Below are 21,807 nucleotides of genomic sequence, written 5' to 3' on the forward strand. Positions count from 1 at the left end.
GGGATCGCTGGGCTGGGGCTCTGGCAGCACTCGATGCAGACGCTCGCAACCGTGCTGGTCGCGATCGCGCTCACGATGGTGGTCGGGGTGGCGGTCGGCGTCTTCTGCGCCCGGCATGATCGCCTGGCCACCGCCGTGCGGCCGGTGCTTGACGCTGCGCAGACCATGCCGTCGTTCGTCTACCTGTTGCCGGCGGTGGCGCTGTTCGGGGCGAGCCGGTTCACCGCGATCGTCGCCGCGGTGATTTTTGCTGTGCCCCCGGTGGTGCGGCTGGTCGAGCGGGGCGTACGGGATGTGCCGGCGACCGTTGTCGAAGCCGCCGTCTCGGCCGGGTCGACGCCCCGGCAACTGTTGTGGAAGGTGCAGCTCCCGATGGCCCGCGGCGGCCTGTTGCTCGCGGCCAACCAGGGCATCGTCATGGTGCTGGCCATGGTCGTGGTCGGCGGCCTGGTCGGTGCGGGCGCCCTCGGCTACGACGTGGTCGCCGGCTTCTCGCAGCGCGAACTGTTCGGCCAGGGCCTCGCCGCCGGTCTCGCCATCGTCCTGCTCGGCATCCTGCTTGATCGCCTGACCCAGGGTTTTCACGACTCGAAGGGACCTCGCCGATGAGAACACTCCGTACGGTCGCCACCGCGGCCCTGATAGTCAGCCTCACCGCCTGTGGCGGCGCCACCTCGGGCGCGGGAGAGGACAAACCCGCCGCCAAGGGCACCGTGAACCTGGCGATCAACCCGTGGGTGGGGTATGAGGCGAACGCCGCCGTCATCGCCTACCTGCTCGAGAAGGAGATGGGCTACACCGTCGAGAAGAAGGAGCTCAAGGAGGAGATCGCCTGGCAGGGCTTCGAGAGCGGCGAGGTCGACGCGATCGTGGAGAACTGGGGTCACCCGGACCTCAAGAAGACCTACATCGAGGACAAGAAGGTCGCCGTCGAGGCCGGGCCGACCGGCAACGAGGGCGTGATCGGCTGGTACGTGCCGGAGTGGATGACCCAGCAGTACCCCGACATCACCGACTACAAGAACCTCAACAAGTACGCCGGGCTGTTCAAGACCTCGGAGTCCAAGGGCAAGGGGCAGTTCCTGGCCGGCGACCCGTCCTTCGTCACCAACGACGAGGCCCTGGTCACCAACCTCAAGCTGAACTACACCGTCGTCTACTCCGGTAGCGAGGCCGCCATCATCAAGGCCGCCCAGCAGGCCACGGCGCAGAAGAAGCCGCTGCTCTTCTACTTCTACGAGCCGCAGTGGCTGTTCGCGAAGGAGAAATACGTACGGGTGAAGCTGCCCGCGTACACCGAGGGCTGCGACGCGGACCCGAAGAAGGTGGCCTGCGACTATCCCGACTACAAGCTTGACAAGATCGTCAGCAAGAAGTTCGCCGACACCGGCGGCCCCGCGTACCAGTTCGTCAAGAACTTCTCGTGGAGCAACGACGACCAGAACATCGTCTCGGACTACCTCACCAACCAGAACATGTCGGCCGACCAGGCGGCGGAGAAGTGGGTGAACGAGCACGAGGCGACCTGGAAGCCGTGGATCCCGGCGGGCAGCTGATGGCCCCCAAGGTGGTGATCATCGGGGCCGGCGTGGTCGGCTGCGCGCTCGCCGACGAGCTGACCGCCCGCGGCTGGACCGATGTGACCGTGCTCGAGCAGGGGCCGCTCTTTGTCACGGGTGGCTCCAGCTCGCACGCGCCGGGGCTGGTCTTCCAGACGAACCCCTCACGGACCATGTCGCGCCTCGCGAAGTACACGGTGGAGAAGCTGTCCGGGCTGGGCTGTTTCGAGCAGGTGGGCAGCCTGGAGGTGGCGACGACGCCGGAGCGGCTGGCCGAGCTGCACCGGCGGTTCGGGTTCGGGCAGTCGTGGGGGATCGGGTCGCGGGTGATCGACCCGGTGGCGTGCGCCGAACTGGTGCCGCTGCTCGACAAGGACCGGATTCTCGGCGGGCTGCACGTGCCGACCGACGGGCTGGCCCTGGCCGTGCGCGCGTGCGAAGCCCAGGCGGCAGCGGCACAAAAGCGAGGAGCCAGATTTTTCGGAAATGTTCGAGTGGAAGAGGTGCTGGAGAGGAACGGAAGAGCGGCCGGCGTGCGAGCGCGGTTGATCACAGCCAGCGCGCGGGAGGCCGCTGCAGGAGCGGGCGCGGCCGGGGAGCGGGAGGCCCCCGCTGGGGTGAGCGTGCGGGTGGGCGCGGTCGGGGCGCGGGAGGCCGCCGCGGGGGTGGACGCGGCCGCGGCGGATGTGTGGGCGAGCGCGGGGATGCATACGGAGGAAGGGGTTTTTGAGGCTGACGTCGTGGTCAGCTGTGCCGGGTTTTGGGGGCCGCGGATCGGGGCGATGGCGAACACGACGATTCCGCTGCTGCCGATGGCTCATCAGTTCGTGCGGACCACGCCTGTCGGGGCCGCGGACACGATGCCGATCGTGCGCCATCAGGACAGGGATCTGTACTTCAGGGCGTACGGGGAAAGGCTGGGCATCGGTTCCTATCTGCACGAGCCGATGCCGGTGAGCCTGGACGAACTGGCCGGAGGTGAGCACCCGTCGATGCTCCCGTTCACCCCCGACACTTTTCGTGAATCTTGGGAGGCCGCCCGCGACCTTCTGCCCGCCCTCGCGAATGCCGAACGAACGGACGGCTTCAACGGCGTCTTCTCGTTCACCGCAGACGGCTTCCCGCTGCTGGGCGAGTCGCGAGCACTGCCCGGGTTCTGGACGGCCGAGGCGATCTGGGTGACCCACTCGGCCGGCGCCGCCCGCGAGGTCGCCGAGTGGCTGGTCAACGGCAGGCCCGGCGTCGACCTGCACGAGTGCGACCTCAACCGGTTCGACCCGGCCCAGCTCGCCCCGGCCTACACCCGGGAGCGGGCGATCCGCAGCTTCGTCGAGGTCTACGACATCATCCACCCGCTCGACCCACCACATATCCGAAATATCCGGACAACTCCCTTCCACGCTCGCCAGCAGGAGCTGGGAGCGGTGTTCGGCGAGTCCGCAGGCTGGGAGCGCCCACTCTGGTACGCCGCCAACGCCGCCAACGAGGGCAGCGCAGCCAGCGAGGGCAGCGCAGCCAGCGAGGGCAGCGCAGCCAGCGAGGGCAGCGCAGCCAGCGAGGGCAGCGCAGCCAGCGAGGGCAGCGCAGCCAGCGAGGGCAGCGCAGCCAGCGAGGGCAGCGCAGCCAGCGAGGGCAGCGCAGCCAGCGAGGGCAACGCCGCCAACACCGCCGGCGAGGGCGACGCCGCCTACGCCGCGCCGGAGGAAGAAACCCAGCGGGACGAGTGGTCGAGCCGCCACTGGTCCCCGATCGCCGCGACCGAGGCGAAGACGACCCGCGAGGACGTCGCGATGTACGACATGACCCCGCTCATGCGCCTCGAGGTCCACGGCCCGGTCGCCTTCCTGCAGGGCCTGACCAGCAACAACGTCGACAAACCGGTCGGCTCCGTGACGTACACGCTGCTGCTGGACACCGACGGCGGCATCCGCAGCGACATCACCGTGGCCCGCCTGGGCGAGCGGCGCTTCCAGGTCGGCGTGAACGGCCCGGTCGACCTGCACTGGCTGCTCGACCACGCCCCGCCCGGCGTCCGGGTCCGCGACATCACCGGCGGCACCTGCGGGCTGGGTGTCTGGGGGCCGCGCGCCCGGGAGGTGATCGCCCCGCTGACCGACATCGACGTGTCGCCCGGCGCGTTCCGCTACTTCCAGGCCCGCGAGGGGTTCCTGGGCACGGTGCCGGTCACCATGCTGCGGCTGTCCTACGTCGGCGAGCTGGGCTGGGAGATCTACGCGCGGGCCGATCACGGGTTGCGGCTGTGGGACACGCTGCGCGCCGCCGGGGTGACTGCCGCGGGGCGGGCCGCCTTCACCAGCCTGCGGCTCGAGAAGGGCTACCGGCTGTGGGGCGCCGACATGACGAGTGAGGACAACCCGTACGAGGCCGGTCTGGGTTTTGCCGTTCGCCGTGACGCCGGTGACTTCGTCGGCAAGGACGCGCTGCCGGACGAGCCCCCGGAGCGGCTGCTCGCCTGCCTGCGCCTGCATGAGGTCGGCGCCGTGCCGATGGGCCGCGAGCCGGTGTATCACCGTGAGGATCCCGTCGGCTTCGTGACCAGCGCCGCCTTCGGGCACACGGTCGGCTTCCCGATCGCGTACGCCTGGCTCCCGGCCGCCCTGGCACAGCCGGGAACCGAGGTGGCGATCGGGTACTTCGACCGCAGGCTGGGCGCCACCGTCGCCGCCGAGCCCCTGTTCGACCCGAAGCACGAACGGTTGCGAGCGTGAGCACACCTGGAGGCATTGTGTCGGCGTACGACGTCATCGTTGTCGGTCTCGGCGGCATGGGCAGCGCCGCCGCGTTCCAGCTCGCGGCCCGCGGGCAACGGGTGCTGGGGCTGGAGAAGTACGGCCCGGCGCACGATCGCGGGGCCAGCCACGGCGGTTCGCGGGTGACCCGGCAGTCCTACTTCGAGGGCCCGGAGTACGTGCCGCTGCTGCTGCGCGCGTACGACCTGTTCGACCAGCTCGCTGTCGACTCCGGCCTCGACGTGATCACGCTGACCGGCGGCCTGATGATCGGGCGGCCGGAGAGCCGTACGGTCGCGGGCAGCCGGGCCAGCGCCGAGCAGTGGGGCCTGGTGCACGAGATCCTGGACGCGGCCGAGATCCGGCAGCGGTTCCCGACCCTGGCCCCGAAGGACGACGAGATCGCGCTGTTCGAGGCCAAGGCGGGTTTCGTACGCCCCGAGGCCACCGTCGCCGCGAACCTGCAGCTGGCCGAGAAGCGCGGCGCCGACCTGCGCTTCGGGGAGCCGATGGCCAGCTGGGCGCCCGAGAGCGAGGGCGTACGCGTCACCACCGCCCAGGGCAGTTACACGGCGGGACAGCTGGTGATCGCGCCCGGCCCGTGGGCCCCCGAGCTGCTGGCCGACCTGGGTGTCGAGTTCCGCATCGAGCGGCAGGTGCAGCACTGGTTCCAGCCGCGCGGCGGGGTCGAGCCGTTCCTGCCCGACCGGCACCCGATCTATGTCTGGGAGCGCGAGGAGGGCGGCCAGATCTACGGCTTCCCGGCGATCGACGGCCCCCGGGGCGGCGCCAAGATCGCGTTCTTCCGCCGGGGGACGCCGACCACGCCGGACACGCTCGACACCGAGGTGCACGACAGCGAGATCGCCGAGATGGCCCGCTACTGCGGGGAGCGGCTGCCCGACCTGCCGGGGGCGTATCTGCGTGGCGAGCCCTGCATGTACAGCACGACCCCCGACGAGCACTTCGTCATCGCGCGGCACCCGGCGCACGAGGCGGTCACCGTGGCCTGCGGCTTCTCCGGTCACGGGTTCAAGTTCGTCACGGTCGTCGGCGAGATCCTGGCCGACCTGGCCACCTGCGGCTCGACCGCGCACCCGATCGGCCTGTTCGACCCCCGCCGGTTCGCCCAACCAGTGACGCCGTGACCGAGACGCTCGCGGAGCACCGACCCGATGGAGTGACGCCATGACCTCGTCGCTGATCCCGACCCTTGCCGGGCGCTACTACACCGATCCGGAACTGTTCGCGCGCGAGCAGGAGCTGATCTTCGAGGGCATGTGGTTCTGCGTGGCGCGCGGCTCGGACGTGGGCACGCCGGGCGCTTTCCGGACCGTCCGGGTCGGCCGGGAGAGCGTCCTGGTCACCCGGGACAGCGACGGGGTGGCGCGGGCCTTCCTCAACGTGTGCCGGCATCGCGGGGCCCAGCTCTGCGCCGAGGAGTCGGGCTCGGTCAAGCGGACCTTCAAGTGCATGTACCACGCCTGGGCGTACGGGCTGGACGGCAAGCTGGTGGCGGCGCCCAACCTGGTCAAGATGCCCGACGTCGACCGGGTGGAGTACGGGCTGCGCCGGGTGCACGTACGGGAATGGCTGGGTTATGTCTGGGTGTGCCTGGCCGAGACGCCGCCGTCGTTCTCAGACGACGTCATGGGGGCCTGTGCCGAGCGCCTCGGCGACCTCGAGTCGATCGAGCGTTACCGCCTGCCCGAGCTCGAGGTGGGCCGCCGGATCCGGTACGACGTCCGGGCCAACTGGAAGCTGATCATCGAGAACTTCATGGAGTGCTATCACTGCTCGACGATCCACCCCGAGCTGGTGCACGTGCTGCCGGAGTTCGCCGGTGGGTACGCCGCGCAGTACTACGTCGGGCACGGCGCCGAGTTCGGCCGCGACGTCGAGGGGTTCACCGTCGACGGCAGCCCCGGCGTGGCGACGATCGGCACCCTCGCGGCCGAGCAGGACCGCCGGTACTACGCGATCACGATCAAGCCGCAGGTCTTCGTGAACCTGGTGCCCGACCACGTGATCTTCCACCGGATGTTCCCGGTGGCCGTGGACCGCACGATCGTCGAGTGCGACTGGCTGTTCCGGCCGGACGTGGTCGCGTCGGGCGCCGACCTGAGCCGCTCGGTCGAGCTGTTCGACCGGGTCAACCGGCAGGACTTCGAGGCCTGTGAGCGCTGCCAGCCGTCGATGAGCTCCCGGGCGTACGCGCAAGGGGGTGTGCTCGTCCCGAGCGAGCACCACATCGGCGCGTTCCATCGGTGGGTAACGGACCGACTGCATCCGATTCGGGACAAATAGTATCGACTCGGTCACACGGCTCTGCGTGCTGTCCTACCTTAGGCGACGTCCTAGTGGGGCAAATTATCCGAAATGGAGCGCAGAACTGTGTCTTCTTCACGTTCCTCGAAAGTGGCTCGCGGCGGCCTGATCGCCGCGCTGGCACTCTCGATAGCCACCTCGGGCGCGCCGGCCCTCGCCACCGACGACGACCCGATCATCGACCACCCGACCTTCAAGGGCGCGTCAGACGACCTCGACCGCAACGGCGCCGCCGACCTGATCCTGTCCTCGGGCGACAAGGCCCGGAAGAAGATCCTGCGGCTCACCCCGGGTGGCTACCGGCAGTCCGGGTCGGCCTGGTCGACCACCAAGCTCGACGTCACGCGGTCGTTCGAGTCGAAGTTCAAGGTCTACCTGCACCACTTCCGGCCCGGCGCCGACGGCATCGCGTTCGTCGTGCAGACCGAGGGCCCGCGGGCGCTCGGCGGCTGGGGTGGCGGCATCGGCTACCGCGGCATCAAGCCGAGCCTGGCCGTCGAGTTCGACATCTATCAGAACTCGTACGACTCCAGCCGTAACCACCTCGCGGTGGTGCTCGGCGGCAACCCGGACCACCAGGAGGCCGTGGTCGAGTCGCCGATCTCGCTGTACGGCAAACCGTTCAACGCCCGGGTCGTCTACAGCGCCGACGAGCAGCTGCTGCAGGTCTACGTCAAGGCCCTGAACGCCGGCTCCCGCGAGTCGCTGGTGCTGGAGCAGGAGATCGACCTGGCCCGGCACGTCGGCAGCGACGCCGCGTGGGTGGGCTTCACCGGCTCCACCGGCATCGGCCTTTCGAAGCAGGACATCTACTCCTGGACCGTCCAGGGGTCGCGAGCCTGACCAGGTAGAACGCCGGTGCCGGTTCGCCGGCGCCGGCGGCAACCCGTAGTCCCCACCGAGTCTTGGAGAGAAGTATGTCTACGGTCCCCTACGCTCGCCCGCAGGCCGGAGCGGGAACCGAGCTGCCGCCCCCGGTGATCACGACCGCGAGCGAGCCTCTGGTCAGCATCATCATCCCGGCGCTGAACGAGGCGCGGAACCTGCCGCACGTGATGGCCGCCCTGCCCCAGGTCGACGAGGTCATCCTGGTCGACGGCGGATCGACCGACGACACGGTCGACGTCGCGCGCCGCCTGATGCCCGGCATCCGGGTCATCCGTCAGAACCGCCGGGGCAAAGGCAACGCCCTGGCCTGCGGGTTCGCCGCGGCCACCGGCGACATCCTGGTGATGATCGACGCGGACGGGTCGACCGACCCCCGCGAGATCCCGAGCTTCATCGCCGCGCTGCGGGCCGGGGCCGACTTCGCCAAGGGCTCCCGATTCTCGGGCGCCGGCGGCAGCGCCGACATCACCCGCCTGCGCCGGGCCGGAAACCTCGGCCTCAGCATGATGGTCAACCTCCTGTTCCGGACCCGGTACAGCGACCTCTGCTACGGCTACAACGCCTTCTGGGCCCGGCACCTCGACGTGTTCGGCCTGGACAGCACAACTCCCGCCGAGGGCCGGTTGTGGGGCGACGGATTCGAGATCGAGACGCTGCTCAACCTGCGCGCGGCCCGGGCCCGGCTGCGCATCGTCGAGGTGCCCAGCTTCGAGCAGCAGCGCATCCACGGCGAGAGCAACCTCAACGCGTTCACCGACGGCATGCGGGTGCTGCGCACGATCGCCCGCGAGTGGCCGCGCCGGCGGTCGGCCGTCGAGCGCGCGCCGGAGCGGACCCGGTGAGGATCGGCGTCGTCACCAACGCCTACCACCCCGAGGTCGGCGGCGTGGAGACCCACGTACGCCGGTTGTGCGCGGCCCTGGCGGCCGCCGGCGACGAGGTCGAGGTGCTGACCCAGCACACCACCGGCTCGGTCGAGACCGTCGACGGCGTCGTGGTTCGCCGCTTCCCGCTCACCGTCACGGCCGCGAACTACCGGTTCTCGGTGGCGCTGTGGCGATGGCTGCGCGCCAACGCGGGCCGCTACGACGTGCTGCACGCGCACAGCTACCACGCGCTGGCCGCGCTGCCGGCCGCGCTGACCAACCGCACCCCGCTGGTGTTCACCCCGCACTATCACGGGACCGGGCACAGCCGGCTGCGCGCGGCCCTGCACCCGATCTATCGCCCCCTGGGCCGCCGGATCGTGGCCCGGGCCGGCCGCATCATCTGCGTCACCCGGGCCGAGCGGGAGCTGCTGATCGGTCACTTCCCCGAGGCCCGCCGGCGCATGCTGGTCGTGCCCAACGGCACCGACCCGGCCCCCGACCTGGTGGCCGGGCCCGAGCCGGGTCGCAGCATCCTCTGCGTCGGCCGGCTCGAGCGCTACAAGCGGGTCGACCGGATCATCCGGGCCATGACCCGGCTGCCCGCCGACCACCGGCTCGACGTGGTCGGCGCCGGACCGGCCGCCGAGGAGTGGGAGCAGCTCGCCGACCGCCTCGGGCTGGGCCCGGACCGGGTCGTCTTCCACGGCCGGCTGCCCGACGGCGCGTTCCACGCCCGGATGGCGTCGGCCTCGGCCGTGGTCTCGGCCTCGGCCCACGAGGCGTTCGGCATGGCGGTGGCCGACGCGCTGACCGCCGGCATCCCGACCGTGGCCTCGTTCATCCCGGCGCACCGCGAGCTGGCCGCGATGGCCGCCCCCGGGGCGCCGCTGTGGCTGGTCAACCCGGACGACGAGGTGGCGCTGGCCGACGCGCTGCGGGTCGCGGCGGGCACACCCCGGGCCGAGCACGGCCGCAACTCGCTGCCCACCTGGAGCGACGTCGTGCTGGCGACCCGCGAGATCTACGCCGGCGTGGCCGCGCCGGTGCACATCGTGCAACAGGCCAGGGCAGGCGCCGGAGCCGGCGAGCGATGACCCTGACCCAGCCGGTCGCCGACGATCGCCTCGACCTCGCCGTCGCGAGCACGCCCGGACCGCCCGCGACGGCGTCCCGCACGCCCGCCCTGACCTGCGCGGCCACCCTGGCCGGGACGGGGGTGGCCGGCGCCGCCCTGCTCGTGGCGGCCAACCGCGCCGCCGAGTGGGACACCGGGGACCAGTTCGGACTGTTCTGGCTGGGCATGCTGATCTTCACCCTGCCCGCGGTCGCCTGGCTGGTGCGCCGCGGCTCGAGCGCCCGCCTGCGCCTCACGGTGCTGACCGCGTACGCCGGCTTCACCTATCTGCCCAAACTCCTGCGTACGCCGGACGGCCCGCTCTATCACGACGAGTTCGCCCACTGGCGCCAGGCGCACCAGATCCTGCTGGACGGCCGGCTCTTCGAGCAGAACCCGATCGTCAAGGTGGTCGGCGACTTCCCCGGGCTGCACTCGACGGTCGCCTCGGTGTCGGCCCTGACCGGCGTCTCGATCTGGCACGGCGCGCTGCTCGTGCTGATCGCCGCGCACCTGCTCGTCGTGCTGGGCGTGGCGGTGCTGGCCGAGGAGATCTGGCAGGACGCCCGGATCGCCGCCGTAGCTGCCGTCCTCTACAGCCTGAACAGCTCGTTCCTGTTCTTCGACACCCAATTCGGGTACGAGTCGCTGGCGATCCCGCTGCTGGTGTGGACGCTGGTCGCGTTGCACCGGGCGATGCGCGGGCCGGCCGGACGCACCCGCCTCGGTTGGTCAGCGGTCACGATCGTGCTCTCGGCCGCCACCATCGCCACACACCACCTGACCGCGCTCGGCCTGCTCGGCGTCATGCTGATCCTGTGCGCGGTGGCCACCGCCCGCGCGCTGCGCCGCAGCCATCCGCGCGCGGTCACCTGGACGGCCTGGGCGCTCACGGTCTCGGCGGCTGTGCTGGTGGTGACGTACCTGGCCGTGGTCGCGCCGCGCACGGCCGGGTACCTCGACCCCTACCTGGCCAAGGCGCTCGACCAGTTCGCCGGGATGGCCGGCAGCAGCGGCTCGGGCAAGCGCACGCTGTTCCGCGAGTCGGTCGCGCCCTGGTGGGAGCGGTACGCCGCGTTCGGCGCGCAAGGTCTGGCCGGCGTCGCCATGGCCGCGGCCCTGTGGCGGCTGCGGTACCGCCGCACCGGCGACGCGGTCTCGCGTACGGGGGCGCTCGCCATGCTGGTGCTCGGCTCGCTCTATTTCCCGGCCGCCCTGCTGATCCTCACCCCGAGCGGGGCCGAGGGCGCGCGGCGGTCGTGGGCGTTCAGCTACCTCGGGATCGCGCTGGTCGTGGCCCCGGTCGTGGTGGCGCTGCTCGACCACGCGACCCGCCGCGCGACCCGGATCGCGGTGGCCGGGGCGCTGTTCGCGGCGTGCGCGGTGGCGCTGGTCGGCAACACCGCGGCCGGCATGAACCCGTCCTACCGCTTCCCGGGCCCGCCGGTCTTCGGCTCGGACACCCGCTCGTCCATCCCCGAGGTGTCCGCCGCCTCAGACTGGCTGCGCGCGACCCAGGGCCGGGACCTGCGCATCGTGGCCGACCGCTACTCCGGGCTCATCTTCGGCTCGTACGGGGAGCAGCGGCCGGTCACCGGGTCGCAGTCGTTCCGCACGTACGACCTCTACCTCGCCCAGCCCGGCCGCGAGATCCCGCCGCGGCTGATCGAGCAGCTCAGCTCGTGGCGGTTCGGTTATCTGATCGTCGACCGGCGGATGGCCCGGGAGGTGCCGGAGATCCAGATCTACTTCGAGACCAACGAGCCCGTCCCGCACGACGGCAAACCCGCGTTCACGCTCGGCCAGCTGACCAAGTTCGACCACACCCCGTGGACCATCAAGATCTACGACGGCGGGAACATCGCGATCTACCGGTTCGACTTCTCCTCCTACCGGAGTGGCCGGTGACGACGCCGCGCCTGGTCCTCGGCGTTCACGCCGCCCTCCTTCTGCTCGCCCTGGGCGAGGGGCTGCTGTCCTGGGCGCTGGCCGGGGTCTGCCTGGCCGCGCTGGTCGTGATCGGCGAGCTGTGGCTGCGCGCGTTGACCGGCGAGGCGATGCCCCCGGCGCACCGGATCGGCCTGGCCTGCGCTGCCGGGCTGGTCAGCCTGCCGTTCGTGGCCCTGACACTGCACGTCTGCGGAGTGCTCATCGAGGCCCGCTCGGTCGCCGCGGGACTCGCCGTCCTGGCCACCCTGCTCGGCGCGGTGGTGCTGGTGCGCGAGCGCGGCGCCTCGGCCCCGGCCGATCCGCGTCTTCCGCGCATGATCGGCGCGGTCGTCCTCCCCGGCCTTCTCACGCTGGTCGTGGGGTTCCTCGCCCTTCAGGCGTACGGGCGGCTGCCGCACCCGCCGCAGCCCGGCTACACCAGCCTGGCGCTGAGCGGGTGGGCCGCCGGCATCGAACGGCCGGTCAGCATCCCGGCCCGGGGCGTACGTGTCCCGCTGCTGGTGAGCAGCACCGGGAAGCCGGCCGCGACCGAGCCGCTGCGCGTACGGGTGGGCGGTCGTCTCGTCTCGGGGCGGCCGATGACCGTCAAGCCGGACGTCACCCGGGCCGTCGACGTCCTCGTGCCCGCCCCGCCCGACGGCTGCGTGCACCGCATCGAGATCAGCCTCGGCCCGGCCAGCACGGTCTTCTACGGCCGGGGGCCCGCGACGTGCTGAGAACGGTCACGCGGGACTCGCTGGCCCGCAACAGCGTGCTGATCATGGCGAGCACGGTGGGCACGGCCGGGCTCGGCTACCTCTACTGGCTGCTGGCCGCGCGACAGCTGAACCAGCCGTCGATCGGCACTGCCACCGCGCTGATCTCCGTCTCGACCGTCGTCAGCATGGTGTCCAACCTGGGCCTCGGGCACATGTTCATTCAGCGGCTGCCGGGCGCCGGCGTACGGGAATGGTCCCGGATCGTCAGCGCGGGCCTGCTGACCGGTTGCGTCGCCACCGCGGCCGTCTCGTTCGCCGCGGCCGCCGTGCTGCCCTCGGTCGCCGTCAACTTCGCCTTCCTGCGCAGCTCGTCCGGCGTGGTCGCGCTGGTCGTCACGTCGGTCGCGCTCACCGCCACGACGCTGCTCGACAACGTGTTCGTCGCGCACCGGGCCAGCCACGGCATGTTCACCCGCAACCTGGCCCTGGCCGGCGGCAAGCTCGCCACCCTGGCCGCGCTGACCTGGGCCGGGTACGGCGGGACGGCCGTCGTGCTGCTGGCCTGGACGCTGCCGTCGGTGGCGGTCACCGGGTACACCCTGGCCACGATGCTCGGCCGGCTGCGGCCCGGGGCCCGGCTCACCGGCTCCGGGCTCGCCCCCGAACTGCGGCACGTGCGGGGCTCGCTGAGCGGCCACCACCTGATCAACCTGGCCCAGGCCGGGCCCACGGCGCTGCTGCCGGTGCTGGTCACCGCCCGGCTCGGCGCCGAGGCCAACGCCCACTTCTACGTGGCCTGGATGACCGCGTCGGTGCTGTTCATGGTCTCGCCGGCGGTTGCCTCCGCGCTCTACGCCGAGCGCACCAACGCGGCCGCCGCCGGCCTGGGCCGGGCCTCGGTCGTCGTGCTCGCCGTGACCGGGCTGCCCGCGCTGGTGCTGTTCCTCGCCGGCGAGCGGATCCTCGGGCTGTTCAGCGCGGGCTACGCCGCCGAGGGCGCGATGCTGCTCCAGATCCTCGTGCTGGCCGCGCTGCCCGACGCGATCACCAACCTGGCCGTCGCGCACTGGCGCTCGCTCGGCGAGTTCCGGCGCTGCCTGCGGCTCAACCTGCTGATGGCCACCGTCTGCCTGACCCTCACGTGGCTGTGGCTGCCCGGCAGCGGGATCGAGGCCGCCGGGATCGCCTGGCTCGTCGGCCAGACCACGGGCGCCCTGGTGGTGGCCGTCCGTTCCCTGCCCAACCTGGCTGTCGTCCGTTCCCTGTCGAACCGTCGAAAGGCCCCCGCCGGATGAGAATCCTGCACCTGTCCAACCTGTACGCGCCCGTGATCGGCGGGCTCGAACGCAGCATCGCCACCAGCAGCGAGGAGCTGGTACGCCGCGGGCACGAGGTCACCGTGCTCACGCTGGCCACCCCGCTCACCGCGCACGACGAAGAGATCGGAGGCGTACGGGTCAAACGCGTGCGCAGTGTGGCCAACACCCTGCTGCCCGGGATGAACGCGGACCCCGCCAAGCCGTTCCACCCGACCACGGCCGACCCGCTGACCACCGCGGCGATCCGCAAGGTGCTGCGCGAGGGCCGGTACGACCTGGTGCACAGCCACGACTGGATGATGTACAGCTACCTGCCGCTGCGGTTCGGCCGCGGGGGCCTGCCGCACGTGCACACGGCCCACGACTTCGGCTTCACCTGCGTCAAGAAGACGTTCGCCCGCAACGGCCGTACGTGCGGCGGGCCGCGCCTCGGGCAGTGCGTGCCCTGCGCGTCCCCGCAGTACGGACGGCCCCGTTCGGCGCTGCTGACCACCGCGCTGCGGGCCCAGCGGCACCGGGGGATCGACGCGTTGACCGCCATCTCGCCGGCTGTCGCCGAGGGGGTCAGCCGGGGGCGGCTCCCGGGCGACCTGCCGGTGCGGGTGATCACGTCGCTGGTGCCGGACGGGCTGGACGAGCTGGCCCGCAACACGCCCCGCCCCGCCTGGCTGCCGGACCGGCCGTACCTGCTGTTCGTCGGAGCGCTCGGGCCGCACAAGGGCATCGACGTGCTGTTCGACGCGTACCGCGGGCTGGTCTCCCTCGGCGAGGCGCCCCCGTTGGTCTGCATCGGCACGCCCCGCGACGACACCCCGCCCATCCCGGACGGCGTGATCGTGCGCCACAACGTGCCGCACCCCGAGGTGATGGCGGCGTGGCACGGCGCCGCGGCCGGGATCGTGCCGTCGGTCTTCGAGCCGATGGGCCAGGTCGCGGTGGAGGCCCTGCTGGCCGGCACCCCGCTGATCGCCACGGCGGCGGGCGGCCTGGCCGACATGATCCGCGACGGCGAGAGCGGCCTGCAGGTGCCCGTCGGCGACCCGGACGCGCTGGTGGCCGCGATCCGCCGGCTGCTCACCGATCCCGGCCTGACCGCGCGTCTGCGAACGGCCGGTCACCGGCGCGGGCTCGACTACACCGCCGCCCGCGTCGTCCCGCAGATCGAGGAGGTCTACCGTGCCTGCATCGCCACGGCCGCCCGCTGACGGCCGCACCCGGGTGGTGGTCGTCGGCTCCGGCTGGCGCTTCCTTTCCGGCATCAGCTACTACACCTGCCGGCTCAGCAACGCGCTGGCCACCCGCTACGAGGTGGGCGCGATCCTCATGCGGCAACTGCTGCCGACCCGCCTCTACCCCGGCCGCGAGCGCGTCGGGCAGCGGCTCAATGCGCTCTCGTACGATCCCCCGGTCCACGTTTTCGACGGGATCGACTGGTGGGGCGTGCCCAGCCTGGTCCGCGCGGTGCGGTTCCTGCGCGCGTTCCGCCCCGATGTGCTCGTGCTGCAGTGGTGGACGGGCACCGTGCTGCACTCGTACCTGGTGCTCTGTTTCGCCGCCCGGTTGCTCGGCATCCGCGTGGTCGTCGAGTTCCACGAGGTGCAGGACACGGGGGAGGCCCAGCACCGGTGGGCCGCCCTCTACTGCCGGACGCTGATCAAGCCGCTGCTGCGCCGCACCGACGGGGTGATCGTCCACTCCGCCTTCGACCGGGCCGCCTTGCGCTCCACGTACGACCTGGCGGGCGTCCCGGACGAGATCGCCCTGCACGGCCCGTTCGACCACCACGACCACAACCCGGTCCCCACCGCGCGCCGCGCCTCCGGCGATCACGTACGCCTGCTCTTCTTCGGCACCATCCGCCCGTACAAGGGGCTCGAGGATCTTGTGGAGGCGTTCGCGCAGCTGCCGGAGCGCTACACGCTGACGGTGGTGGGGGAGACGTGGGAGGGCTGGACCCTGCCCGCCGAGCTGATCGCGGAGTCGCCCGCCGCCGGCCGGATCACCTTCGTCAACCGGTACGTGACCGATGCCGAGGTGGACGAGTTCTTCCACGCCGCCGACATGGTCGTGCTGCCGTACCGGCGCAGCTCGGCCAGCGGCCCCCTGCACATCGCGATGAGCCACGGGTTGCCGGTTGTCGTCACGGCGGTGGGCGGGCTGGTCGAGGCGGCCTCCGACTACTCCGGCGCCACCTTCGTGACCGCCGGTTCCCCGCGGGCACTGGCCGACGCGATCGTCTCGGCCACCGCCAACGCGGGAAGGCGGCACACCGACCCCTCCTCGTGGGAGAAATCGGTGGCCGCCTTCACCAGGCTCTTCGCCCGGATGGGAGTCCCGATCGCGCAGAAGGATCAGGAAACGGAGATCACCGCGTCGTCGAACCAGACAGTGCCGGTGTTGGCGCCCGACTTGAGGTGAACCTGCAGGCTGGCCGAGCCGGCCGGGGCGACCCCGTCGACCACCAGCTTGGTCCAGCCGACGGTCCCGTTCGGCAGCCAGTTCGAGGATGCGCCGCCGAGCCACTTGTCGCCGGCGTCGAACCAGCTCAGCGCGATCTGGGTGGTGCCCGTGGTGGCGTTGCCGCGGGCCCACACCTCGCCGTGCCACTTCTGGCCGGCCTTGACCGGGGCGATCGGGGACACCCGGTAGGACGGCGAGCCGGCCGAGGTCTTGCCGGTGTTGGTCAGGCTGACCGACCACTTGCCGGTGCGGGCCATGCTCTGCGTCTTGACGGCCAGGCCCAGTTCGGGCATGTAGGCGCGCCACGGGGTCTGGTTGACGCCCGCCTCGAAGCTCGGGTCCATGAGGCTCGCCGGCATGGCGGCGCCGGTCCAGCCCGCCTTGACCGCGGCGGCGGCCGGCTTGGCCGAGCCGTCGACCCGGTGCAGGCCGAAGTTGTACTGGGCCGGGATGCGGGACACGGCCGAGGACGGGATCGAGCCCGTGGCGAAGTCGTTCAGCGTCCAGGGCGCCACCGACCGTACGCCGGCCGCCTTGGCCGCCTCGAACACGCGACCCAGGTACGCGGCCTGCTCGCCCTCGGTGTTCTGCAGGGTGTTCAGGCCCGTCTCACCGATCACCATCGGGTACGGCGCGACCGTGGCCCGCGCGTTCTGGATGATCGAGAGGGCACGCTCGGAGTTGCCGTACATGTGGAAGTCGTAATAGTCGATGGGGGTCGAGGCCAGCGCGGTCTTGATCTTCGCCATGCCGGGGGCGCCGCTGGTGCCGTCGACCGAGAAGGTCAGCGGCATGGTGGGGAACGACGACCTCATCGCCGGCACCATCTTGCGGGCCCAGGCGACGGCGGCGGAGTTGCCCGCGTTGAACTCGTTCTGCAGCTCGACCGAGAGGACGCGCTTGTCGTCGCGGTACCGCTTGAGCACCGTGTTGGCCCAGTCGATGCTGTTCTGGACCTCGTTGTAACCGTTCCACCAGTCGAAGAGCGTGAACTTGACGGTCATGCCCCGGGCCGCGGCCATGTTCACGAACTGGGCCAGGCGCTGCTGGTAACCGTCGTACGGTTTGGGCCAGCCGAACGTGGTCGGGAAGATGATGATCCGTACGTTGTCGGCGCCGAGCGCGGCGGCCTTGGCCAGGTCGGCGTCGATCCGGTTCGGGTCCCAGTGCATCCACATCCACGTCCAGCTGCCGTCGACCGGGTAGTAGTTGATCGACTTGGCGGTCGTCACCGCGGCCAGGCGGGAGGCCAGAGTGGGCACAGCCGGGGTTTCGGCAGCCTTGACGGCCGGCTTCGGCGCGGTGGTCTTCACCGGGGTGGCGCTGGTCTTCATGACGGACTTCGTCGCCGTGCTGGTGGCGGCGGTGGCCGGGGTGCACGGGAGCGCGGCTCCCAGGAGCAGTGAGGAGGCCAGGAGGGCGGCGCGGCGGCGAGGCGAGAACACGGCGGGTTCGGGCCCTTCGGTTGAGATGTGCGGTCGGGAGCGCCCCCTCAATCGGTCAGATCGTTCGCGCGTGCTGCCTTTCCGGAGTGCATTGCGGTTGCGGTGAAGTGCGGATGGGGTGCAAAGCCCCGGTTCCGGAACCGGGGCGGCCCGTACGTGCTCACCTGCGGTAATTCGAGAAAGCGCTTCCTGAGCTCCTCACCAGGCATTGACAGCGACTGAAGTGCCGGTTCAGAGTGGCTTCACAAAGAGCGCTTTCACATACCGTCCCCGCGGTCGGCGGCGCTCTGACACATCCCCGAACCCAGGAGTCCCCCATGACATCCCCGGTCCTGGACGGGCTCGGGACGCCTCGCAGCAGGCTGTCCCCGGCCCGGCTTCTCACTCTCGGCGCGGCCCTCGCCGGCTTGATCGCCGCCTTCTTCGTCGCCACCACGCAGACCGCCCAGGCCGCCGAGGTGGTGGTCTCGCAGGGCAAGCCGGCCACCGCCTCCTCGACCGAGGTGGCCGGGGCGTACCAGCCCGGCGAGGCCACCGACGGCAACAACGGCACCCGCTGGGCCAGCGCCTTCTCGGCGACCCAGTGGTGGCAGGTCGACCTCGGCACGGCCACCCCGGTGAGCCGCATCGCCATCAACTGGGAGGGCGCGTACGCGAAGGCCTTCACGATCCAGTTCTCGACCGACGGCACGAGCTATTCCCAGGCGTACGCGACCACGACCGGAACGGGCGGCCAGCAGAGCATCGCCGTGAGCGGCGCCGCCCGGTACGTGCGGATCAACCTCACCGAGCGCGGGCTGCCGATCTACGGCTACTCGTTCTGGGAGTTCCAGGTCTTCTCGGGCGGCCCGACGACCCCGCCGACGACCCCGCCCACCACTCCGCCGACCGGCGCCACGCGACTGCTCTCTTACAACAAGCCCGCGCAGGCCAGCTCGTGGCAGAACGACGTGAACTGCAACCCGTGCAGCCCGGACAAGGCGTTCGACAACGACCCGGCCAGCCGCTGGGCGACAAGCTCGACGAACGGCTGGGTCGACCCGGGCTGGATCTCGGTCGACCTGGGCGCGACGGCCACCATCTCGCAGGTCGTGCTGCAGTGGGACCCGGCGTACGGGAGGAGCTACCAGATCCAGGTCTCGGGCGACAACGCGAACTGGACGAGCATCTATTCGACGACCACGGGTGACGGGCTCAAGGACGTCATCACCGCGACGGGCGCCGGCCGGTACGTGCGGATGTACGGCACCGCCCGGGGCAGCGCCTACGGCTACTCGCTGTGGGAGTTCAGCGTCTACGGCACCGGCGGCGCCCCGGTGAACCCGCCCGCCCCGCCCGCCGACCCGAGCTTCCCGGCCACCCGCTTGGTCTTCGAGGACAACTTCAACGACCCGGCAGGCACCAAGCCGAGCACTGCCAGATGGACGTACGACCCGGGTGTCCCGCAGAACGGCGAGATCCAGTACTACACGCCCAACAGCGAGAACGCGCAGACCGACGGCCAGGGCAACCTGGTGCTCGAGGCCCGGCGGCAGGACTATCAGGGCCGCCAGTACACGTCGGCCCGGATGAACACCGGCGGCAAGTTCAGCGCCCAGTACGGCCGGTTCGAGGCCCGGATCAAGGTGCCGAAGGGCAACGGCCTGTGGCCCGCGTTCTGGATGATGGGCGAGGACTTCCTCAGCGGGCGCCCGTGGCCCTACAACGGCGAGATCGACATCATGGAGGTCCTCGGCCGCAACACCGGCGAGATGTACACCACGCTGCACGCCCCGGCCTACAACGGCGGCGGCGGGTACGGCCAGAAGAACGCGGCCGGCGTGGACCTGTCACAGGACTTCCACGTGTACGCCGCCGAGTGGGACAGCCGGGGCATCCGCTTCTTCCTCGACGGCCGGCAGGTCTTCAACGCCGACAAGGCCACCGTGGAGGACACCCGCGGGCCGTGGGTCTTCGACCACAAGTTCTACCTGATCCTCAACCTGGCCGTCGGCGGCGACTTCCCCGGCCCGATCGACGCCACCACCCCGTTCCCGTCCCGCATGCTCGTCGACTACGTACGGGTCTATCAGTGAGGGACCGGCCGTGAACCCGGGTGCCGCCGGCGGAGAAGCTGACGGCGGCGGCACCCGCTCACCCGGCGCTGCTATAACGGACCGCATGACAACCCGGCCCGCGCGCGGTGGGCAGCATCCGACGATGGACCAGGTCGCCGAGGCGGCCGGGGTGTCGCGCGCGACCGTCTCCCGAGTGATCAACGGCGCTCCCAGCGTCGACGCCAAGATCCGCGAGATGGTGCAGCGGGCGATCGCCGAGACCGGCTACGTGCCCAACGTGGCCGCCCGCAGCCTGGTGACCCGCCGTTCCAACTCGGTGGCGCTGGTGATCAGCGAGCCCGACCGGCCCGACAACAACTCTTTCCTCAACCGGATCTTCACCGATCCCTACTTCGGCCGGGTCACGGCGGGCGCGACGGGGGCGCTGCGCCCGCACGACGTGCACCTGGTGGTCATCCCGACCGACTCCACCGACCACCACCAGGTGATCCGCTATCTGCGGCAGGGGCACGTCGACGGCGTGCTGCTGATCAGCAGCCACGAGCAGGACACGCTGCCCCGCCAGGTGCACGAGCTGGGCATCCCGGCCGTGGTGTCGGCCCGGCCCACCTCGCCCATCGCGGTCAGCTACGTCGACGTCGACCAGCGGCTGGGCGCCCGGCTGGCCGCGGAGCACCTGCTCGGCCGCGGGTGTTCCCGCCTCGCCACGATCAGCGGGCCGCTCGACATCCCGTCCGGGCTCGACCGGCTCGAGGGCTTCCGGTCCTACCTGGCCGGCCGCGGCTTCGGCGAGGTGCCCGCGGTCGAGGGGGACTTCACCCGGGCCGGGGGCGAGTCGGCGGCCCGGCGGCTGCTGGCCGAGCACCCCGAGCTGGACGGGTTGTTCGTGGCCAACGACCTGATGGCCGAAGGCGCCCTGCGCGCGGTGCAGGAACTCGGCCGCCGGGTGCCCGGCGACATCGCGGTGGTGGGCTTCGACGACAGCAGCGCCGCGCTCGACTGCCGCCCGCTGCTGACCACCGTGCGCCAGCCGGTCGAGGAGATGGCCGCCGAGATGGCCGAGGTGCTGATGGCGCACATCACCACGCCGGGGCGGCTGCCGCGGTCGGTCACGTTCCAGCCGACCCTGGTGGTCCGCGACTCGGCGTAGTGCCGGGGCGTGGACATTCGACGCCCATCGATGAGGCGCTGCGCTCATTGTGATGCGTCGCTAACGTAGCGTCCATGGGGAGCGAGTCGAGCGCGGGTGCCCTGCTGGCCGCCGGCAACGAGGCGATGCTCGAGGCGGCGTACCGCACCGGCGACTTCCTTTCCGCCTGGCAGCTGCTGGAAGGGGCGCGCCGCCGCGCATGCGACGAGGAGAGCCCGGTCGAGGAGGCGGCCGCCCTGACCCGGCTCGGCATGCTGGCCCACTTCGCGGCGATCGGCGGCGACCTGTCCCGGGCCGACTGGGCCACCGAGGAGCAGCTGTTCAACGCGGCCCTGCGCATCCAGCGCGAGGTGGGTGACCCGGCCGGCGCCGCCGAGTCGCTGTTCGGGCTGGGCCTGGTGCATCAGGTGCTACGGGGCGACTGGACGACCGCGATGCCCTATTACACCGAGGCGCTGACGCTGGCCGAGAGCTACGCCGACGAGATGGTGCGCTCCGAGGTGCACCGGCACATCGGGTTCTTCCACGTCTTCGTCTCCGGCGACACCGAGCGCGGACTACGGCACCTGCGCATGTCACAGGTGCTGCGGGAACGCTACGGCGACCCGCGGCGGGTGGCCGTCGGCACGCTGGCGCTGGGCGAGGCCGAGCTGGCCGCGGGCAACCTGTCGGAGGCGCTGCGCCTGCTGCGCGAGGCCGTCGACCAGGCCCGCAAGGCCAACCTCTCGGCCCAGCGCGTCGGGTGGGCCGAGCATGCCCTCGCGGATGCCGAGCGCGCAGCCGCATAGGTGCTCAGAAAACGGGGAATCAGGCGTACGTGATCTTCCGCAGATTGCTGGTCGCGGCGGTCCTCGCGCTGCCGGCGGCCGGGTGCTCGACGGTCGGCGATCGTGAGGACGCCGCCGCCGATCTGGCCGTACGGCTGCTCACCGCTGTCGACGCGGGCGACGGCGAGGCGGCTTGTGCCCTGCTCGCGCCGGACACGGCCCGCTCGGTGGCCGAGGACGAGCCCTGCCCGCAGGCGATCCTCGACAAGAGCCTGCCCCGCCCCGGAACCGTCGTGGACACCTCCGTCTACGGGCAGTGGGCGCAGGTCAAGCTCGACGACGACACGGTCTTCCTCGGGGCGTTCCCGGGTGGCTGGCGGGTGGTGGCGGCCGGCTGTACCCCGCGGGCGAGCCGCCCGTACGACTGCACGGTCGAGGGGGACTGAATGCGTG

18 protein-coding genes are annotated in these 21,807 nt (G+C 71.3%); 17 read left to right on the forward strand and 1 reads right to left on the reverse strand.

Going from position 1 to position 21,807, the window contains the following annotated elements:
* Positions 1–33: 33 nt before the first annotated feature.
* The 13 genes from C8E87_RS23645 to C8E87_RS23705 all read left to right on the forward strand — a co-directional run bounded on the left by C8E87_RS23645 (position 34) and on the right by C8E87_RS23705 (position 15,893).
* Entirely contained in the window at positions 34–609 is a 576-nt protein-coding gene (locus C8E87_RS23645; RefSeq protein WP_203720452.1) for an ABC transporter permease, read from the forward strand.
* Complete coding sequence (locus C8E87_RS23650) at positions 606–1,556, forward strand: ABC transporter substrate-binding protein (RefSeq protein WP_133875121.1); 951 nt, start codon at positions 606–608, stop codon at positions 1,554–1,556. Before C8E87_RS23645 ends, C8E87_RS23650 begins: the two co-directional genes overlap by 4 nt.
* Entirely contained in the window at positions 1,502–4,288 is a 2,787-nt protein-coding gene (locus C8E87_RS23655) for a GcvT family protein (RefSeq protein ID WP_133875122.1), read from the forward strand. Before C8E87_RS23650 ends, C8E87_RS23655 begins: the two co-directional genes overlap by 55 nt.
* Positions 4,285–5,457 (forward strand): N-methyl-L-tryptophan oxidase, encoded by a 1,173-nt coding sequence (gene solA, locus C8E87_RS23660; protein ID WP_239079897.1) that lies wholly within the window; start codon positions 4,285–4,287, stop codon positions 5,455–5,457. The genes C8E87_RS23655 and solA overlap by 4 nt, the downstream gene beginning before the upstream one ends.
* A gap of 40 nt (positions 5,458–5,497) precedes the next feature.
* On the forward strand, positions 5,498–6,616 hold the full coding sequence (locus C8E87_RS23665; protein ID WP_133875123.1) for an aromatic ring-hydroxylating oxygenase subunit alpha: 1,119 nt from the start codon (positions 5,498–5,500) through the stop codon (positions 6,614–6,616).
* 111 nt (positions 6,617–6,727) lie between these two features.
* Positions 6,728–7,480, forward strand: coding sequence for an L-type lectin-domain containing protein (locus tag C8E87_RS23670; protein WP_239079898.1), 753 nt, complete (start codon positions 6,728–6,730; stop codon positions 7,478–7,480).
* A 74-nt stretch (positions 7,481–7,554) separates the two neighbouring features.
* Positions 7,555–8,367 (forward strand): glycosyltransferase family 2 protein, encoded by an 813-nt coding sequence (locus tag C8E87_RS23675; RefSeq protein WP_133875124.1) that lies wholly within the window; start codon positions 7,555–7,557, stop codon positions 8,365–8,367.
* Complete coding sequence (locus tag C8E87_RS23680) at positions 8,364–9,488, forward strand: glycosyltransferase family 4 protein (RefSeq protein ID WP_166661221.1); 1,125 nt, start codon at positions 8,364–8,366, stop codon at positions 9,486–9,488. Before C8E87_RS23675 ends, C8E87_RS23680 begins: the two co-directional genes overlap by 4 nt.
* Entirely contained in the window at positions 9,485–11,416 is a 1,932-nt protein-coding gene (locus C8E87_RS23685; RefSeq protein WP_133875126.1) for a hypothetical protein, read from the forward strand. Before C8E87_RS23680 ends, C8E87_RS23685 begins: the two co-directional genes overlap by 4 nt.
* Positions 11,413–12,174, forward strand: coding sequence for a hypothetical protein (locus C8E87_RS23690; RefSeq protein WP_133875127.1), 762 nt, complete (start codon positions 11,413–11,415; stop codon positions 12,172–12,174). The genes C8E87_RS23685 and C8E87_RS23690 overlap by 4 nt, the downstream gene beginning before the upstream one ends.
* Positions 12,168–13,451 (forward strand): lipopolysaccharide biosynthesis protein, encoded by a 1,284-nt coding sequence (locus C8E87_RS23695; RefSeq protein ID WP_133875128.1) that lies wholly within the window; start codon positions 12,168–12,170, stop codon positions 13,449–13,451. Before C8E87_RS23690 ends, C8E87_RS23695 begins: the two co-directional genes overlap by 7 nt.
* The gene (locus C8E87_RS23700; RefSeq protein WP_133875129.1) at positions 13,448–14,680 is read left to right on the forward strand and encodes a glycosyltransferase family 4 protein; all 1,233 of its coding nucleotides are present in this window, start codon (positions 13,448–13,450) and stop codon (positions 14,678–14,680) included. The genes C8E87_RS23695 and C8E87_RS23700 overlap by 4 nt, the downstream gene beginning before the upstream one ends.
* A complete protein-coding gene (locus C8E87_RS23705; RefSeq protein ID WP_133875130.1) occupies positions 14,652–15,893 on the forward strand; it encodes a glycosyltransferase in 1,242 nt (413 codons plus the stop codon). The genes C8E87_RS23700 and C8E87_RS23705 overlap by 29 nt, the downstream gene beginning before the upstream one ends.
* Here the strand turns inward: C8E87_RS23705 and C8E87_RS23710 are convergent.
* Positions 15,827–17,380 (reverse strand): glycoside hydrolase 5 family protein, encoded by a 1,554-nt coding sequence (locus C8E87_RS23710; RefSeq protein ID WP_243755156.1) that lies wholly within the window; start codon positions 17,378–17,380, stop codon positions 15,827–15,829. The genes C8E87_RS23705 and C8E87_RS23710 overlap by 67 nt on opposite strands.
* A gap of 317 nt (positions 17,381–17,697) precedes the next feature.
* On the opposite strand from C8E87_RS23710, the gene C8E87_RS23715 reads away from it, so the two are divergent.
* The 4 genes from C8E87_RS23715 to C8E87_RS23730 all read left to right on the forward strand — a co-directional run bounded on the left by C8E87_RS23715 (position 17,698) and on the right by C8E87_RS23730 (position 21,800).
* The gene (locus tag C8E87_RS23715; RefSeq protein WP_133875131.1) at positions 17,698–19,455 is read left to right on the forward strand and encodes a galactose-binding domain-containing protein; all 1,758 of its coding nucleotides are present in this window, start codon (positions 17,698–17,700) and stop codon (positions 19,453–19,455) included.
* An 85-nt stretch (positions 19,456–19,540) separates the two neighbouring features.
* Complete coding sequence (locus C8E87_RS23720; RefSeq protein WP_166661222.1) at positions 19,541–20,587, forward strand: LacI family DNA-binding transcriptional regulator; 1,047 nt, start codon at positions 19,541–19,543, stop codon at positions 20,585–20,587.
* A gap of 74 nt (positions 20,588–20,661) precedes the next feature.
* The gene (locus tag C8E87_RS23725) at positions 20,662–21,375 is read left to right on the forward strand and encodes a tetratricopeptide repeat protein (protein WP_133875132.1); all 714 of its coding nucleotides are present in this window, start codon (positions 20,662–20,664) and stop codon (positions 21,373–21,375) included.
* Between the two features lie 29 nt (positions 21,376–21,404).
* The gene (locus C8E87_RS23730) at positions 21,405–21,800 is read left to right on the forward strand and encodes a hypothetical protein (RefSeq protein ID WP_239079899.1); all 396 of its coding nucleotides are present in this window, start codon (positions 21,405–21,407) and stop codon (positions 21,798–21,800) included.
* The last annotated feature ends 7 nt before the right edge of the window (positions 21,801–21,807 follow it).

It is taken from the genome of Paractinoplanes brasiliensis (assembly GCF_004362215.1).
GTDB classification, from domain to species: Bacteria; Actinomycetota; Actinomycetes; order Mycobacteriales; family Micromonosporaceae; genus Actinoplanes; species Actinoplanes brasiliensis.